Here is a 16,704-nt window from a genome sequence, read left to right on the forward strand (position 1 = left end):
TAATAACTAGATTGAAAGTTACTGATTACTGGCAAGATAAATTAATTATTAATTTATAATTTAAATGGATTTCAAGAGTTATATTAAATAGTATTAAAACCTTCTTCTACTTTATGACTAAAGATAGAGTTAAAAGATATTTCTCTTGATAGATATAAAAAATAAAGAATCGCAGTTTAATTTTATACACAAGCAAGAATATAGCTAAAAAAATTGCTGAGATAGTTAAGGAGAAGAGTAAGGTATGTCATACGTAAATAGAGTTGGAGATGATGTCATTAATGAGCCTGCGGTAGTAAGTAGAGTTGGTGATTATCACGATCGCGTTCGTTGGGGTCCGATTATTTCTGGTTTGTTAGTTTCTCTAGCTACGCAATTAATTTTAAGCGCCTTATTTGCAGCGATCGGCGCAGGTAGTATTGCAACTTCCGGTGCACCCAGATCAAATGCTTCTGATGTTGCGGGAAATGTGGGAATTTGGTCAACTATTGGTTTGTTAATTTCGCTTTTTACTGGTGGTTGGGTGACAGCTCGCGCTTGTGGTCCCATGAACCGCAGCACCGCTCTTCTTAACGGGGCAATTCTCTGGGCTACTACTTTAGCAGTTAGCTCTTGGCTCTTAGCAAGTGGTGTATCAGGTGCTTTTGGTGTTGCTGCCTCAAACGCTGGTGAAGTCATTAACCAAGTGCAACAACAAGGTGGTGTGAACGTACCCCAAACCAATGTAAGCGCTCAAGAAGCTCGCAATATTGCTGGTGCCACATCTAAAGGTTTGTGGTGGTTTGTATTCGGTTCTTTGTTGGGTTTAGTTGCATCAATGATTGGAGCGGTGACTGGTGCTCGCAGTCCACGGACTAATACTTACACTTAAAAATTAAGTGGTCTGCAAATTTAATTTACACCGCTTGAGACAGCACCTCGAAAAAGGTGCTTTTTGCTATTTATTTAGATTATTTATTGTAGAGACGTTCCGGTGGAACGTCTCTAGGAAAGACGTTCCACCGGAACGTCTCTACGAAAGACGTTCCGGTGGAACGTCTCTACGAAAGACGTTCCATCGGAATGTCTCTAGGAAAGACGTTCCATCGGAACGTCTCTAGGAAAGACGTTCCATCGGAATGTCTCTACGAAAGACGTTCCATCGGAACGTCTCTACGAATTTTTTCATAATTTACCAATTCAGGTATGCAGATTCTGTTCCTTGCTCTCGGCGAATCTTGCCATCTTTCTCAAACCAAGCAATCACTTGCTGTGTTGTTAAATCTTCAATTCTCACATCATACTCTTCGGCAATATGCTTCAAAAGTTTCAGCGATGAAATTGTTAATCTGGTTAAAAACTTTTCCGGGGAAGAAAGCAAGGCAGCGTCAACTTTGGCTGACTCTTCAAAAGTTAAGAATTGTGTTGATGGCTGCTGTTGTGGTGGTAAATCCATAACCTGTAAATAAAACTTAACGGACAATTGGTAATTTGTAATTTGTAAAACAGATTACGACCTAGTTTTTATTTGTAAATTAAACTTAATGGAAATATAAATTTATTAATCTAATTCGGCGTAAGATTTTCGCGCTTGTACCAAATAACCACAACGGTGTTCGCCGTTGATAATCCAATGAGTCCGCTCTACTGTACAATCTGGAAGAACGGCGGCAAACATTTCTAATTCATGACCGCAAATGCTGGGGAAGGATTCGGCAACGTTGGAAATGGCGCAGTTATGCTCCATTAAGATAAAGCGATCGCCTGCTAATTCATTCGATTCTACTGGGTGACACTCTGCCATGAAGCCTTCAGCTTTTCTCAACTCAACTAAATTTGCCACCCGTTCATATAGCGAACCTTTACCCAAGCGATCGCGATATAAGAGTGCTTTACGTTCCCACTGTTTTCTTAAAATCGAGCTTACTTGGTCGCGTCCTACAGTTTCTGCTAATGTATCCAGCAAAGAAACTGCAAATTCCCCATAGCTATCACCTCGTTGTGTGCGATCGCGTCCTTCACGACTCAAATGATAAACGTGAGAAGGACGCCCCATCCCTTCTTGTATCGATGAATACAAAATTAGCTTTTCCGCCTCCAAATCTTTGAGATGACGACGAATCGCTTGCGGGCTAATATTTAAAGTCTCAGCTAGCTCAAAAGCCGTTGCCCGTGACTGCTTCAGGAGATATTCTAGAATCTCTTGCTTGGTTGAGGACTGCTGGGTAGTCGCCATCTTAGTCCTGAAAAATAATTAGGAAATTTCACTTTGACAACATTCTTGTTGTTAATGTAGCCTAAAATGGAGATAACTTAAACAACTAACTTGTTGTTTTACTCTCATCCTTATTGTAATCGCTTAACCACTCTGGGTTAACGACGAAGGGAAATCGGCTCACAGCCAGTCTCCCATCCTAAAAGAGACACCGAAAAGAGAACACGAGAGAAAAGAACTGATGAGTGCCACTGTTAAAACCTTAGTCAATCAGCCCTACAAGTATGGCTTCGTCACCAATATTGAGGCAGACACCATTCCCCGTGGGCTAAACGAGGATATTGTCCGCTTGATCTCCAGCAAGAAGAACGAGCCGGAATTCATGCTAGAGTTTCGTTTGAGAGCCTATCGCCAGTGGCTAAAAATGACAGAACCGACTTGGCCTAGCGTTCAGTATCCGCCAATTAATTATCAGGATATCATCTATTATTCTGCACCGAAGCAAGCGAAGAAAAAGCTTAACAGCTTGGATGAAGTAGATCCCACCCTTTTGGAAACCTTTGAAAAGCTAGGCATTCCCCTGTCAGAACAGAAGCGACTGGGAAATGTGGCTGTAGATGCCATTTTCGATAGTGTTTCTGTTGCCACTACATTTAAAGAAAAGCTGCTCAAAGACGGTGTTATTTTCGGCTCAATTTCCGAAGCGTTGCAAGAATATCCCGAACTAATACAAAAGTACTTGGGTAGCGTTGTTCCCATCGCAGACAATTACTTTGCGGCATTGAATGCTGCTGTATTCACCGATGGTTCTTTTGTCTATATTCCTAAAGGCGTAAAATGTCCGATGGAATTGTCTACCTATTTCCGGATTAACAACGGCGATACGGGACAATTTGAGCGTACCCTGATTATCGCGGAAGAAGGCAGCTATGTTTCCTACTTGGAAGGCTGTACCGCGCCGATGTATGATAGCAACCAGCTACACGCGGCTGTGGTGGAACTTGTCGCTCTTGACAACGCGGAAATTAAATACTCCACTGTCCAGAATTGGTACGCTGGGGATGAAAAAGGCAAAGGTGGTATTTACAACTTTGTCACCAAACGCGGTTTGTGTCAGGGTGTAAATTCCAAGATTTCCTGGACGCAGGTAGAAACAGGTTCTGCGATTACTTGGAAATATCCTAGCTGCGTGTTAGTGGGTGATAATTCTGTGGGTGAGTTCTACTCGGTAGCGCTGACAAATCATATGCAGCAAGCCGATACGGGAACCAAGATGATTCACGTTGGTAAGAATACTCGCAGCACGATTATCTCTAAGGGAATCTCTGCTGGTAACTCTAGTAACAGCTATCGCGGTTTGGTGAAGATAAATCCGAAGGCAGAAGGTGCGCGAAACTATTCGCAGTGCGACTCGATGCTGATTGGGGATAATGCTCATGCGAATACTTTCCCATATATTCAAGTGCAAAATAAGGCAGCGAAGGTGGAGCATGAAGCTTCTACTTCTAAGATTGGGGAAGACCAATTATTTTACTTTGCACAGCGCGGCATTTCTAGTGAAGATGCGGTTTCGATGATGATTAGTGGCTTCTGTAAGGATGTGTTTAATCAGCTGCCGATGGAGTTTGCGGTGGAAGCTGATAAGCTGTTGAGTCTGAAGTTGGAAGGTAGTGTTGGTTAACCGTAGTAAGCACTTCAGTGCTTTTATTAAGCGCTGAAGCGCTTACTACGAAAGAAATAAGAGAGAGAAGATGATTATTGAAAATAGTGAAGTTGTGCTGTCAGTACGGGATTTGACGGCTAATGTTAATGGTACGCCGATTCTCAAGGGTGTGAATATTGAGGTGAAATCGGGTGAAGTTCATGCGATTATGGGACCGAATGGTTCTGGTAAAAGTACTTTTTCTAAGGTTTTGGCTGGACATCCAGCTTATGAGGTAACTGGTGGTAGTTGCACCTTTATGGGGCAAAATCTGCTGGAAATGGAACCGGAGGAACGCGCAAGAAGTGGTGTATTTTTGGCGTTTCAGTATCCGTTGGAAATTCCCGGTGTGAGTAATTTAGATTTCTTGCGGGTCGCTTATAATTCTCGCCGGAAAGCGCAAGGTTTAGAAGAAATTGATGCGTTTGATTTTGATGATTTGATAGAAGAAAAGCTGGATGTTGTGAAGATGAATCCGGCTTTTCTGAATCGTAGTTTGAATGAGGGTTTTTCTGGTGGTGAGAAGAAGCGGAATGAGATTCTGCAAATGGCACTATTAGAACCAAAGTTGGCGATTTTGGATGAGACAGATTCTGGTTTGGATATTGACGCGCTAAAGATTGTCGCGAATGGAGTAAATCAGCTGGCGAATCCGGAAAATGCGACGATTATGATTACTCACTATCAGCGGTTACTTAATTATATTGTGCCTGATTATGTGCATGTGATGGCTCAAGGGCAAATTCTCATGTGTGGTGGTAAGGATTTGGCACTGGAGTTAGAATCTCGCGGTTATGACTGGATTTTGGAACAAGCTGAGGTGGGTGTGTAATGTCTATCGAAGTTTCTCCAAGTCCGATTTCTAACGCTTTGGTGGATAAAGATGCTTATCTGAGTGAATTGTTAGATAAAGTAATTGCAGCAAAATCAGAGGGTTGGTTGCAAGAGGTGCGGGAAGGTGCTGCTGATTGGGTGCGTCAATCAAGACTTCCTACTACCCGCGATGAAGAATGGCGTTTTGCTGATTTGTCGTCTTTGCGTGAGGTGCAATTCAATGTAGAGAGGTTTTTACCAAATATTACGCCTTTTGTTTTACCGGAAGCGAATAATAGCTGTTTGGTTTTTGTTAATGGTGTTTACGCACCTGAGTTATCAGCTGTTTCTGGTTTACCTGATGGGGTGGTGGTTAGCAATTTGGCTAATTTACCTGGGGGTTATGAAGAGCGGGTGCGGCAATATTTGGCACAAGCATCAGGCGATCGCGAGGTGTTTACGGCTCTGAATACTGCCGGTATGGCTGATGCGGCTGTGGTGTGGGTGGCGAAAAATACGGTGGTGGAAACACCTATTTTTTTGGTGTTTGTTGCTGACGGTGAGGGGAAGATGTCTTTACCGCGTTGTTTGGTGGTGGCTGAAAGTGGTTCGCTCTTTACTTTGGTTGAGGAGTATACGAACCGCCAAGGCGCCAAGGGCGCGAAGGAAGAGGGTGTATACTTCACCAATGCGGTGACGGAGGTTTGGGTTGAGGAGAATGCTCAGGTTAGTCATACTAGGGTTGAGTGTGATGGTGCTGAGGCTTTTCATGTTGGGAAGACTGCGGTGATGCAAGCTCGTTGTAGTCGGTATAGTTGTAATGCGATCGCTTTGGGTGGAAGGTTTTCGCGTCACAATTTAGAGGTTTTCCAAACTGGTGAGCAAACGGAAACTACTTTAAATGGGTTGACGATGATTAAGGGGAAGCAACTGGGTGATACTCACAGTGCGATCGCTCTCAATCATCCGCACAGTGTTAGTCGGCAATTGCATAAGTGTATTGTAGGCGATCGCGCTCACGGTGTATTCAATGGCAAAGTTTTTGTCCCCAAAGCTGCACAGTTAACTGATGCGGCGCAATTAAATCGCAACCTGCTACTATCATCTAAAGCCAGAGTTGATACTAAGCCGCAGTTGGAAATTACGGCAGATAATGTTAAATGCGCTCACGGTGCGACTGTTAGTCAGTTGGAAGATGATGAAATATTTTATCTGCAAAGCCGGGGTATCAATGCTAATGATGCTCGCAACTTATTAATTAACGCTTTTGCGGCTGAAATCATCAACAAAATACCGATTCCTTCTTTGCGTGAAACTCTCACGCAAACAGTCAGTAAATTTTAGATTACCCGCAGATGCAACAAAAAAATATCCGCGTTCATCTGCGTACATCTGCGGTTAAAATCATCAATCCAAAATAGTATGACTTTCACCCAAACAAAAACCCTCGCTGATAAAGTTCGCGCTGATTTCCCAATATTGAATCAGGAAGTCAACGGCAAACCTTTAGTTTACCTCGATAATGCTGCTACCTCGCAAAAACCTTTGCTGGTACTTAATAAGCTGCGAGATTACTACGAGCAGTATAATGCTAACGTGCATCGCGGAGCGCATACCCTCAGCGCGAAAGCTACCGATGCTTATGAAGGAACACGAGATAAAGTTGCTAAATTTATCAATGCTGCATCTCGTCAAGAAATTATCTACACCCGCAACGCTTCTGAGGCGATTAATCTGGTAGCCTACAGTTGGGGAATGAACAATTTGCAACCGGGAGATGAAATTATTCTGTCGGTGATGGAACACCACAGTAATATTGTACCGTGGCAATTGGTGGCGCAAAAGACTGGTGCAGTTTTGAAGTTTGTTGAACTGACATCTGAAGAAACTTTTGATTTAGAACAGTTCAAAACTCTGCTTTCTGATAAAACTAAATTGGTGTCAATTGTACACGTTTCTAACACTTTGGGTTGCATTAACCCGGTGCAAGAAATTTGTGTTTTAGCGCATGAATATGGTGCAAAAGTATTAATTGATGCTTGCCAAAGTGTCCCTCATATGCGTGTTGACGTGCAGCAAATGGACTGTGATTGGTTAGTTGCTTCCGGTCACAAAATGTGCGCCCCAACTGGGATAGGCTTTTTGTATGGCAAGTTGAATGTGTTGGAATCGATGCCACCGTTTTTTGGTGGTGGTGAAATGATTGCTGAGGTGTTTTTAGACCATTCAACCTACGCAGAATTACCACATAAATTTGAAGCTGGAACTCCGGCAATTGGGGAAGCGATCGCTCTCGGTGCTGCGATAGATTATCTTACTAATATTGGCATGGATAAAATCCACGCTTATGAAGCTGAATTAACTGCTTATTTGTTTGAGCAATTGCAGCAAATTCCCGAAATTAGAATTTATGGTCCCAAACCGGATGCTAAAGGAGAAGGTAGAGCTGCTTTAGCTGCATTTACATCTGGAGAAGTTCACGCTAACGACTTATCTACATTATTAGATCAAGAAGGTGTAGCTATCCGTTCTGGGCACCACTGCACTCAACCATTACACCGTTTTTTAGGTCTTCCCGCAACCGCAAGGGCAAGTTTATCTTTCTACAATACCCGTGAGGAAATTGATGTTTTCATCAAAGCGTTGAAGGAAACCCTTGAGTTTTTCGGTGGTTTGTTTGGTTAATAGAAAATATTTGAATACTGATTGTGTCAATTATTAGCAACGAATCATGCTTGTAATTGGCGCAATTTTAATATACCAGATTGCCTTGTTATTAAATACACGTAGAGACGTTCCGGTGGAACGTCTCGGAGCGGGTTTTGGGTTTTACGCATGTACCTCCTAAACCTAAAATCTGCTGTATATGGGGTAATTGAAAAACAATATCCCCGACTTCTTGAAGAAGTCGGGGATATGAACGTTGAGATTGATTTGAGCGAATATTATATTAATAATATAGGTAAAATTTTCGGAATTTTATCTACTATTCTGACTGAATGAGTACTTAAAGATGATTACTACCTCAAGCATTGCCGAACAAAGAACAGTGTTACACAACATTAGCTGGGAAACCTTTGAAACCTTGCTAGCAGAAACAGGTGAGGATAGAGGTTCCCGATTTGCTTATGAAGATGGGAATTTAGAAATTATGACTCCACTCTTTGAACACGAAAATCCTAAAATCCAATTTGACCGCTTTATATTAATCTTAGCTCAAGAACTAGAAATAGAAATTAAAAGTGCGGGTTCGACAACATTGAAGCGAAGAATCGCAAAACGAGGTATAGAACCAGATAATTGTTATTATATCCAGAATGAATTAGCTGTTAGAGGTCAAGAAACTCTAAATTTAGAAACAGATCCAGCACCTGATTTAGCAATTGAAATTGATATAACTAGCAGTTCGATTAACAAATTAGGGATTTATTCAGCACTTGGTATCGCTGAATTATGGAGATATAACGGACGAGATTTAAAATTTTATCAATTAAGAGAAGGGCAATATGTTGAGTGTGAATTTAGTATTGCTTTTCCTATAATATCGGTGAGTGATATAAGCAGGTTTATTCAGCAAAGTAAAACTATGGGAGAAATTGCTTTACTGAAATTGTTTCGAGCTTGGGTGGAACTCAAAAAACTAGCGTAGCTTGTTAACAAATGATTCTATAGGAATCCTATTTGATTTTTGAACAAACACGTAGGGTGTGTTAGCGGCTAGAGTACGGCACCTTTTGTAAGGGGAGGAGTGCGTTACGACGTTCCGTCTAACGCACCCAACAATACTTAAATTTTTTCATAAATCAAACCGGATTACTATATATTTTCCAAAGCTAATGTAAATTAGATGAAATATTTTTGTTGTGACGAGCAACTATAACTTTGTATGAAGTATTAAGCCTTCCGAAATTTTAGTTTCCTTTTAAAGGAATCCGTAAGTCCTAAATTCCACTACTCTTCATGACAGAAATATTAAACGCTTATACTACTTTGACATAGATTGTAATTTGGTACTAATTCACGGTAAACATTGAGTGTTTCTTTATTTACTCGTGCAGCACTAAACCGCTCTATATTTTGTTTCCCTTCATATTTCCATTTTTGCATTTCCCAAGGGTTACTAAGTAATTTCTTCATCGCAGTTGCCAGAGCAAAGCTATTTTTAGGTGGCACCAAAATACCAGCTTGTCCATTGTCTAAAGTCTCAGGAATGCCGTCTACGTCGCTGGCAATGATAGCGCAACCGGCTTCCCGTGCTTCTGTAAGAACCAAACCAAAAGATTCGTGGTGTGAAGCGAGGACGAAGATATCAGTTGCTAACATATAACGTTGTGGTTCGCTTTGGAAGCCTTCAAAATGAATGCGTGAAGCAAAAGCTGTATTTTGCACTTTTGCTTCAAACATTGCCCGATCCGGACCATCCCCCACTAAATATAGATGAGCATCGGGAAAGTCGGCAGCTATTATTAGGAAGCCATCAATTAACTCACCAACTCCTTTACGTTGATACATTCCTGCTACGGTAGCGATCGCTGGACGGTGTAGGGGTAACGGTTGGTAGTCTATAATACTTCGATGCCGGGGACTACCCAATGTACCATTCGGGACGACTCGCAATTTTTTCTTCGGTATACCCCGACGTACCATCGAATCTGCGACTGCATTACTAACTGCAATTACGCGATCGGCTAACCCCATTAGTACTGCACTACGCTGAAACTCATTATGTATAGTAGAAACTAAATGATATCTAAACCTGTTTTTAAACAGTCCTCCGATCACGACTCCTGTCATCATATGTGCATGGACGATATCCGGCTGAAACTCTTGTATGATTTCGCGATAATGCCCGACTGCTTTGATTAAATTCAGCGGTGTTCTAGACTGATTTAATTCAAAGTGTTGACCGCCATAACTTGCTAATAATATCTCATATTCTCCGCCAGCAGATGCCATTGCAACATCGTGACCATCTTTTGCTTGCAAACAAGCTAGGTCTACTGCCACATTGACAATGCCGTTACCGATTTGTTGTATATGATTTGTTAGATGTAGTACACGCATTTAAATTACTCCACAGTGGTCGCTACTATCAAATTGATTAACTTTACGACTTGAGACGCAACCTCTGCTTAACTATTAAAAATAAATAAGTTTCAGATCTTAGGATTCTACTTTGAAAAATATTTCATAAGAACCTAAAAATCGCTTGATAAAGCCAGGGGGTAGACCTTCAATTTGAGAGGAATATGAGGCGATCGCTCTCTTCTTTTTGTCTTGAACTGCTGCAATTGATAGTCGATAAGCATCTGCTATATCCTGCAACTTCAGCATAATAAATAGTGGTGCTCTCCAAAATAACCAAATCGCATACTCTAGCAGTTCAACTTCGATTTTGGCAATCGCGATCGCTTCTTTGACTAAGGTATGTGCAGCTTCATGATCCTGATGACAATCTTTTTGGTGTGGAACGTACACTTCCCCTGGTTTATACTTATCAAGCAGTTCGGCTATCTCCTCAATTGTCTGTTGTCGTTGCAATCCTTCTAAATCTCGCAATGTTCCATCTACCTTATCCAAAAAGTAAATTTCTGACGATTCGACTCCTAAAATACTTAATGCCGTTACTGCTTCTTGTTTGCGAATTTGGATGATTTTATCTTTAATTTCCGAATCCTTGCCAACTGAACCCTGTCCATCCGTCAAAAAAGCTACTACTACTGGTATTCCCTGTTCCCTTTTTAAGGCAATCATCCCACCACAACCAAAAGTTTCATCATCTTGATGCGGAGAAAACACCATCGCTGATTTTTTGCTAAATGTTAGTGGCATACTTCCACGACCTAAAATCCACCTAACTAGTAAGCTTGAGTGCATGTATTGCACTTGATAAAGCCAGGTATGTGGAACTAATTTTTCTAATCTTTGGAGAGCTTTTTTCAAATTCATACTCACTTTTTTACTTCAAATATGGTTTTTTTCTTTCTTCAATGCATATTTTTCGGAATTTTATTTGTGCTTTTTAGAGAATATCATTTTTCTTAATATCACTTTCATTTTTTTATTTGTACTTCAAAATTCATACTTTTTCTTAACCATCAATTTACTTTTTCTTAACTTTTCAGTTTTTTACGTAAGAATATGTCAAGCAATATTAGTTATTTGCTTATGACTAATTTAGATGTTTGAAGAAGCCAAAACGCCTGTTACATCAGTATATATACATAAAAGCATAATTGTTGTATTTTTTTACCTGGTCTTTACAAAATCTTTATTGAATCGACAGGAGTGTGGAAATTTTATGTGGAAAAATATTTGAAATTTTCATCACAATATAGATAAAAATACATATTTTTTGAAGGTCAATTTGCTTTTATGGGGATGCTTGGACGCTTCAAGAGGAATTTTCATGCTTGATTGTGAACTCGGTTGATGTTGTCGGATTGCATAAATGCTATTGTTCAATATTAAATCGCACGCCAGCTAAAATCAAGTTAATTGCTTGTTGAGTGTATTGCTCAATCATTTCTGGACTTCGCAAGTCTAAATCCGGTTTTGCATACTTAAGATTTTCGTAGGCATCGAAGTAAAAAGTACAAACTGCGGCAATATGAATTGCGGTTATAAATGGATCAACTGGACGAAAGCAACCTTCTGCCATACCACGTTCCAAGATACCAATAACTTGCTCGAAACCTTCTTGCCAGTTTGTCTGTTTGTAAAACTTGCCTTGATTTTGATTCGCTTCTTGAAATAAAATCATGCCTAGGTGAGGATGCTGGACTCTATAAGCAATAGCTGCTTGGATAACCTCCCTCAAAGCTTCTTCCGGTGGTAACTGCTCTAAGTTAGTTTCCTGAATCATGTCGTTAATTGGAAAGTCGAGTCGCTGCAAGACTGCTTGATATAGCTTTTCCTTACTGTCAAAATAGTAGTAAATCATGGCTTTGGTGACACCACTCCCCGAAGCGATCGCTTCGGTTCGTGCTCCAGAAAGACCATGCTTGGCAAACTCCTCCATTGCCGCATCCAATATCTGCGCTTTCGTCGCTTCCGCAGAGCGCACCTGTCGAGGTTTGTTAAATGAAGATTCTGATTTCGTTGAACGACCCACGGTTCACCATTAAAGAGACGAAGAACATCTTAACTAAAAAATTGGTTAGTAGTTGACAGACAAGACGAAATTGATTAAATTAATAACTAACTAAAAAATTAGTTAAATATTTTTGGCATAACTCATTCAGTAGATTAAGTAGAAAAAATTACGCTGTCAGCTCACTTAGTCTACAAGATTTTCCTGTAGTCATAAAAGGAATAAAATAACAATGTCTATGCTTTTTGGTGCTCCTTGGCTGTTAGCACACAAATCGATGTTAGAGGTAAACAAACCAAGAAAAGTTTCCCTCTACGGTTCAGATTACGTGCTGTGGAAACATGCAGCAGGTAAAATAAGCGCTTTACCTAATGCTTGCCCACATATGGGAGCAATGTTATCTGAAGGTTGGTGTCAGCAACGTGAAGATAAAACTAGTGTTGTAGTTTGCCCATTTCATGCTTTGGAATTTGATAGTGAAGGTTGTACTATTTTGCCCAGTTCAAATAAGAAAACCCTACCACAATTGCAATCCTTAAAACTGATTATTCAAGATGATTTTATTTGGTATTATGGCGGATATGAACCCAAAGTACCAATTCCGACAATTTTGAATGAAATAGCTGCTAAGTATGACTTTATTGGACATACAGCAGACACCAGCATCGAGACAGACTTGCTCACCATGCTGCTAAATATGCACGATTATAACCACCAAAATGGCACTCATCGTCCTTTATTTAAAATTGAAGAAGTGCAATTTGAGAAGTTTATCGACAATGGGCATGAATCCCACGCTTTTTATGATATGCCCGTAGCACCTACAAGTTTCAGAGAAAAAATCAGCAATCCTGATTTATTGCTAATACCAAAAATCCTGAAAGCGCACTTGGAAAATCACTTTCCGTCTTTAGTAATTTTTCATGGAGAAACTGCGTTGGGCAAAGTTGCTCAATGTCATTTATTTGTACCAGAATCCCAGATGCGGACACGCACTTATGTATTAATGTTTGGGCAAGCAAAACATCCAGCATTTAAAGCGTTGGGTAACAAGTTTCTCAACTTTGCCAAAGTTGTTGTCGAACAAGATGCAGATATTTTAGGCAAGATTTATCCAAATACACCACAGAAAATTAAACTCAATAACGAAGTGGGGATGGATTGGGTAAGACGCAATTTCGCAAGTTTTCCCGAAACTGTAGAACCAAATCTTTCTAAGTAATTATCGCAGTATTCCCATTGAGGTTAAGTGTTTAATCTTTGGTCGTAGTTTGATTTTCAGGATATAGCGATCGCATTCGCATTTTAGTTGCACTCAAGCAAAAGAGAAAAGCGATCGCCTTTCTCTCATCCGTAAAATTATCTGATAAGTTGCATCAAATACAACTTAGTGTCAAAATTATCAAGTAATTGTAAAACTTACTCATAAAGTATACACAATAGACATCTCCAGAAAACAATGTAGAGACGTGAAATTTCACGTCTCTTGGGGTTTGGGCAACGCATAGTTCATTTCTGGAGATGTCTAATTATCAAAATTTAAATTTTTGTAATGTTATGATAGGCTTTTTTAGTCTGCTGAGGTATAAATTTATCTGCGTCCATCGGCGTTTATCTATCTTCCGAAGCGGTTAATTCTTTCTTTATTTCTGTACAAAAATGAATGTGGGAATCGCTATATTACTTAAAATTACTTGCGAAAATATATACAATATCAGGACAACTTTTCTTTGGTTGAGTTCTTTAACTATGCTGAAGACCCGGAAAAAGTAATTATTGACTTTCATCATACTCATGTGTGGGATCGTGCCGCTGTAACTGCAATTTCTCAGGTCGTTACTCGATATAAAAAATTAGATAAGCATGTGGTTATTGTTGGTATGAACCAAGAAAGTCAGTCATTGATGAGTCAGGTAGGATCGGAAGAATTTGTGAACTGAGCGTGATTTAATTGTGCTGGTGGGTGCGATCGCGTCGTCAACCTGGGTTAAATAATTTACTTTCACAGCAACGATTTGAGCTATACGCAGAAAATTACCAAAAAACAAACTATCGAGCATCTAGAGAAATTAGGGATAATTTGAGATTGGGTAATCGTGACTAATGACAAATGAGTAAACCAATCGAAGTTCGCAACCCCCGAACCGGAAAGTATGACTACGTAATTATACCGCCACCACCAAAGCTGCTGGCACAACAATGTAGCCGTCTGCGGAGGGCGCAAAAAAGCTGGCTGCAAATTGGTTTACAAGGGCGAATAGAGGCTTTACAGCAGTGGAAACAAGCGATATTATCTAAGCGTGACAAACTCACCGACGCTTTAGTTGCTGATACAGGCAGATTATCAATCTCGGTGATGGAAATTGATTCATTCCTTTCCAGCATCGATCGCTGGTGTGGATTAGCGCCAAAATTATTACAAGACTTTGAAAAAGGTACAGCCATCCCGTTTATCCAACTGCAACAAACAGCGGTTCCTTATTCCCTAGTTGGGGTAATTAGCCCCTGGAATTTTCCCTTATTGCTGTCTACGATTGATACTATTCCCGCACTGCTAGCAGGTTGTGCTGTCATTGTCAAACCGAGTGAAATTGCTCCCCGCTTCATGGCACCGGTGTTAGCAACACTTAACACTGTTCCTAAATTGCGCGATATATTAACTTTTATTGAGGGAGCAGGCGAAACGGGAGCAGCGCTCATGGAAAATGTGGATCTGGTGTGCTTTACCGGCAGTGTAGCTACCGGACGAAAAGTAGCAGAAGCAGCAGCTAGACAGTTCATTCCTGCTTTTTTGGAATTAGGCGGAAAAAACCCGGCGATCGTCTTAGAATCAGCCGATATAGAATTAGCAACATCAGCAATTTTGTGGGGTTCTGTCGTCAACACCGGACAATCTTGCTTATCGATTGAGAGAATTTACGTAGCTGAATCTATCTTTGATAAGTTTTACCATCAACTTGTAACTAAAGCGTATCGCCTGCGGCTGGCTCATCCGAGAATTGAAGATGGCGAAATTGGTCCGATTATTACCTCTAGACAAGCAGCGATTATTAAAGACCATCTGCAAGACGCAGTATCTAAGAAAGCAGTAATTCACTGCGGTGGGGAAGTTGAGCAATTGAGTGGTGGTTGGTGGTGTCGTCCAACAGTTCTCACGAGTGTTAACCATTCGATGACAGTGATGACCGAAGAGACTTTTGGACCAATTATGCCCGTGATGGCTTTTTCTAGAATTGAAGAAGCGATCGCATTAGCCAACGATACCATCTATGGGCTGAGTGCTGCTGTCTTTGGCTCCCAAGCAGAAGCTTTAGAAGTCGCACAGCAGATAGATGCAGGTGCCATCAGCATCAACGATGCTGCACTCACTGCCCTCATGTACGAGGGTGAAATAAACGCTTTTAAGTTTTCCGGTTTGGGGCGATCGCGCATGGGATCATCCGCACTGACACGATTTATGCGGAAAAAAGCATTTTTGATCAAAACAGATACCGTGAACGACCCTTGGTGGTTTAATAGCCAATAGCAGTGTTCTGACGCTATTATTGGCGAGTGTACGGACGCTCGAAGTGGGTTTTTAATTTCTCAGCAGCAACTGCTAAACCAACTGCCCCAAGAGACGCGGAAACTGCTACAACTTGTATCCACGTTTCGGTAAGTATTGCCAAAGCTGCAAGAGCGATCGCAACTACAACAAAACTTTGTTTGACTTGATTTGTGACAAGGTTGGCACGAGAGCAAGAACTACACAGCCGTGTATGTTGCGAGAACCTGTCTAACAGCATCGGGGTAGAAGAATTCTCATCACTACTATCTATATTTTTACAAGTTGAATAGCCCTGATAATAGGGTAAAGATGACCCGAATTTATCCAGCCACTTATAATACTCTAAAACAAAAGTGTCACAAGTTTTAAGCGGCAAAAACACTTCTTTTAAGCTTTGTCCCAACCGCTCAATTTGTGCCTTTTGCCCGATCACCAGTGACATATCTTCTTCAAGTATCTTGTTGCGAAACATATGATCTAGCCAACGAGGTGTCAGCTTGAGTTTCCAAGTCTTAAAACTACTATAATTTCTCACAAAAATCCGGCATCGACCTTTACCTAGAGGTATCGAATAAAATGCGACTCCCCCAATCACACCTCGCTGGGGAATGCTATATTTGTAATTAACAAAGTTGGAAGCAATGAATTCTAATTGTGTCCAAGGCTGATTAGGTTTGTTTATTCCTCGCAACCTTCCTCGAATTCCTTGACTTGAGTTTTCGATAACTTCCATTTCCGATGGCTGGGCATTTTCTCGCTTTCCTAAAGTGCCATCGTGGCTGATTTGAACGTGAGCTGGGTCGATGACGTTTTCTGTGACATCTCCTACACTCATCGGAGTACCGATAGAGTGTAGGCTTCGCAACCAATCCGGCTATCGCTTAGGAGGCGTTGCGCTTTAAGAACCGGATGACCCTCGGCTCTTTTTCTTATATTTATCGCTGCATTGTGATCACGATCAAGACTAAACCCACAACTAGGGCAGTCATGCCACCTCACATGTAGCTTTTTAGGAACCTTGACACCACAATTAGAACAATATTGACTTGTACCAGACGCTTTAACCGGGATAACCAACAAACCAGCATTTTCGGCTTTGTTTGAAAGTATTGACAGGAAATTACCCCAACCTGCATCATGTACGGATTTTGCCAACATGGAACGCGAAAGACCCTTAACATTTAAATCTTCGACTACAACAACATCGTATTTTTTTAATAGATTGTTCGCAGTCTTAAAGTGAAAATCACGCCGTTTATCAGCTACTTTTTTATGTTGTCTAGCTACTTTATTAACAGCTTTTTTACGACGGTTACTACCTTTTTTACAGCGAGATACCCGTTTTTGAAGAAGCT

Annotated in this window: 17 protein-coding genes; 10 read left to right on the top strand and 7 right to left on the bottom strand. The window is 40.8% G+C overall.

The window, feature by feature from the left end:
• Window positions 1-244: 244 nt before the first annotated feature.
• A complete protein-coding gene (locus OGM63_RS26450; RefSeq protein WP_263748695.1) occupies window positions 245-871 on the top strand; it encodes a hypothetical protein in 627 nt (208 codons plus the stop codon).
• A 300-nt stretch (window positions 872-1,171) separates the two neighbouring features.
• Here the strand turns inward: OGM63_RS26450 and OGM63_RS26455 are convergent, their stop codons facing one another.
• The gene (locus OGM63_RS26455) at window positions 1,172-1,435 is read right to left on the bottom strand and encodes an NDH complex assembly factor CRR9 (RefSeq protein ID WP_263748696.1); all 264 of its coding nucleotides are present in this window, start codon (window positions 1,433-1,435) and stop codon (window positions 1,172-1,174) included.
• 105 nt (window positions 1,436-1,540) lie between these two features.
• Window positions 1,541-2,215, bottom strand: a complete 675-nt coding sequence (gene sufR / locus OGM63_RS26460) for an iron-sulfur cluster biosynthesis transcriptional regulator SufR (protein ID WP_263748697.1) — start codon at window positions 2,213-2,215, stop codon at window positions 1,541-1,543.
• 220 nt (window positions 2,216-2,435) lie between these two features.
• Here sufR and sufB point away from each other — a divergent pair, with 220 nt between their 5' ends.
• The 5 genes from sufB (at window position 2,436) to OGM63_RS26485 (ending at window position 8,358) form a co-directional block, all read left to right on the top strand.
• Window positions 2,436-3,875 (top strand): Fe-S cluster assembly protein SufB, encoded by a 1,440-nt coding sequence (gene sufB, locus OGM63_RS26465; protein ID WP_263748698.1) that lies wholly within the window; start codon window positions 2,436-2,438, stop codon window positions 3,873-3,875.
• 70 nt (window positions 3,876-3,945) lie between these two features.
• Window positions 3,946-4,728 (top strand): Fe-S cluster assembly ATPase SufC, encoded by a 783-nt coding sequence (gene sufC, locus OGM63_RS26470; RefSeq protein WP_263748699.1) that lies wholly within the window; start codon window positions 3,946-3,948, stop codon window positions 4,726-4,728.
• The gene (gene sufD, locus OGM63_RS26475) at window positions 4,728-6,053 is read left to right on the top strand and encodes a Fe-S cluster assembly protein SufD (RefSeq protein ID WP_263748700.1); all 1,326 of its coding nucleotides are present in this window, start codon (window positions 4,728-4,730) and stop codon (window positions 6,051-6,053) included. The genes sufC and sufD overlap by 1 nt, the downstream gene beginning before the upstream one ends.
• 78 nt (window positions 6,054-6,131) lie before the next feature.
• Window positions 6,132-7,394 (top strand): cysteine desulfurase, encoded by a 1,263-nt coding sequence (locus OGM63_RS26480; protein ID WP_263748701.1) that lies wholly within the window; start codon window positions 6,132-6,134, stop codon window positions 7,392-7,394.
• 328 nt (window positions 7,395-7,722) lie between these two features.
• Window positions 7,723-8,358: a Uma2 family endonuclease gene (locus tag OGM63_RS26485; RefSeq protein ID WP_263748702.1), complete on the top strand. Its 636-nt coding sequence runs from the start codon at window positions 7,723-7,725 to the stop codon at window positions 8,356-8,358.
• A gap of 323 nt (window positions 8,359-8,681) precedes the next feature.
• Here OGM63_RS26485 and OGM63_RS26490 read toward each other — a convergent pair whose 3' ends face one another.
• The 3 genes from OGM63_RS26490 to OGM63_RS26500 form a co-directional block, all read right to left on the bottom strand.
• Window positions 8,682-9,773 (bottom strand): glycosyltransferase family 4 protein, encoded by a 1,092-nt coding sequence (locus OGM63_RS26490; protein ID WP_263748703.1) that lies wholly within the window; start codon window positions 9,771-9,773, stop codon window positions 8,682-8,684.
• A gap of 99 nt (window positions 9,774-9,872) precedes the next feature.
• Window positions 9,873-10,658, bottom strand: coding sequence for a PIG-L deacetylase family protein (locus OGM63_RS26495; protein ID WP_263748704.1), 786 nt, complete (start codon window positions 10,656-10,658; stop codon window positions 9,873-9,875).
• Between the two features lie 505 nt (window positions 10,659-11,163).
• Entirely contained in the window at window positions 11,164-11,823 is a 660-nt protein-coding gene (locus OGM63_RS26500; RefSeq protein WP_263748705.1) for a TetR/AcrR family transcriptional regulator, read from the bottom strand.
• A gap of 217 nt (window positions 11,824-12,040) precedes the next feature.
• Here OGM63_RS26500 and OGM63_RS26505 point away from each other — a divergent pair, with 217 nt between their 5' ends.
• From OGM63_RS26505 to OGM63_RS26520, 4 genes are all read left to right on the top strand, one after another.
• A complete protein-coding gene (locus OGM63_RS26505) occupies window positions 12,041-13,024 on the top strand; it encodes a Rieske 2Fe-2S domain-containing protein (protein ID WP_263748706.1) in 984 nt (327 codons plus the stop codon).
• Window positions 13,025-13,532: 508 nt separating this feature from the next.
• A complete protein-coding gene (locus OGM63_RS26510; RefSeq protein WP_263748707.1) occupies window positions 13,533-13,742 on the top strand; it encodes an STAS domain-containing protein in 210 nt (69 codons plus the stop codon).
• A gap of 11 nt (window positions 13,743-13,753) precedes the next feature.
• Window positions 13,754-13,906, top strand: coding sequence for a hypothetical protein (locus OGM63_RS26515; RefSeq protein ID WP_263748708.1), 153 nt, complete (start codon window positions 13,754-13,756; stop codon window positions 13,904-13,906).
• 6 nt (window positions 13,907-13,912) lie between these two features.
• Entirely contained in the window at window positions 13,913-15,328 is a 1,416-nt protein-coding gene (locus OGM63_RS26520; RefSeq protein ID WP_263748709.1) for an aldehyde dehydrogenase family protein, read from the top strand.
• A gap of 16 nt (window positions 15,329-15,344) precedes the next feature.
• Here OGM63_RS26520 and OGM63_RS26525 read toward each other — a convergent pair whose 3' ends face one another.
• Both OGM63_RS26525 and OGM63_RS26530 read right to left on the bottom strand, forming a co-directional pair.
• The gene (locus OGM63_RS26525) at window positions 15,345-16,184 is read right to left on the bottom strand and encodes a hypothetical protein (protein ID WP_263748710.1); all 840 of its coding nucleotides are present in this window, start codon (window positions 16,182-16,184) and stop codon (window positions 15,345-15,347) included.
• On the bottom strand, window positions 16,181-16,704 hold a 524-nt coding region (locus OGM63_RS26530), incomplete at its 5' end, for an RNA-guided endonuclease InsQ/TnpB family protein (RefSeq protein ID WP_263748711.1). The genes OGM63_RS26530 and OGM63_RS26525, both read right to left, overlap by 4 nt.

The sequence above is a fragment of the Plectonema radiosum NIES-515 genome, assembly GCF_025753815.1.
GTDB classification, from domain to species: domain Bacteria; phylum Cyanobacteriota; class Cyanobacteriia; order Cyanobacteriales; family Nostocaceae; genus Hassallia; species Hassallia radiosum_A.

Bases quoted from the DNA above. Each gene is read 5' to 3' on its own strand.
- OGM63_RS26450 (WP_263748695.1), top strand. From the start codon at position 245: ATGTCATACGTAAATAGAGTTGGAGATGATGTCATTAATGAGCCTGCG.
- OGM63_RS26455 (WP_263748696.1), bottom strand. From the start codon at position 1,435: ATGGATTTACCACCACAACAGCAGCCATCAACACAATTCTTAACTTTT.
- sufR (WP_263748697.1), bottom strand. From the start codon at position 2,215: ATGGCGACTACCCAGCAGTCCTCAACCAAGCAAGAGATTCTAGAATAT.
- sufB (WP_263748698.1), top strand. From the start codon at position 2,436: ATGAGTGCCACTGTTAAAACCTTAGTCAATCAGCCCTACAAGTATGGC.
- sufC (WP_263748699.1), top strand. From the start codon at position 3,946: ATGATTATTGAAAATAGTGAAGTTGTGCTGTCAGTACGGGATTTGACG.
- sufD (WP_263748700.1), top strand. From the start codon at position 4,728: ATGTCTATCGAAGTTTCTCCAAGTCCGATTTCTAACGCTTTGGTGGAT.
- OGM63_RS26480 (WP_263748701.1), top strand. From the start codon at position 6,132: ATGACTTTCACCCAAACAAAAACCCTCGCTGATAAAGTTCGCGCTGAT.
- OGM63_RS26485 (WP_263748702.1), top strand. From the start codon at position 7,723: ATGATTACTACCTCAAGCATTGCCGAACAAAGAACAGTGTTACACAAC.
- OGM63_RS26490 (WP_263748703.1), bottom strand. From the start codon at position 9,773: ATGCGTGTACTACATCTAACAAATCATATACAACAAATCGGTAACGGC.
- OGM63_RS26495 (WP_263748704.1), bottom strand. From the start codon at position 10,658: ATGAATTTGAAAAAAGCTCTCCAAAGATTAGAAAAATTAGTTCCACAT.
- OGM63_RS26505 (WP_263748706.1), top strand. From the start codon at position 12,041: ATGCTTTTTGGTGCTCCTTGGCTGTTAGCACACAAATCGATGTTAGAG.
- OGM63_RS26520 (WP_263748709.1), top strand. From the start codon at position 13,913: ATGAGTAAACCAATCGAAGTTCGCAACCCCCGAACCGGAAAGTATGAC.
- OGM63_RS26525 (WP_263748710.1), bottom strand. From the start codon at position 16,184: ATGAGTGTAGGAGATGTCACAGAAAACGTCATCGACCCAGCTCACGTT.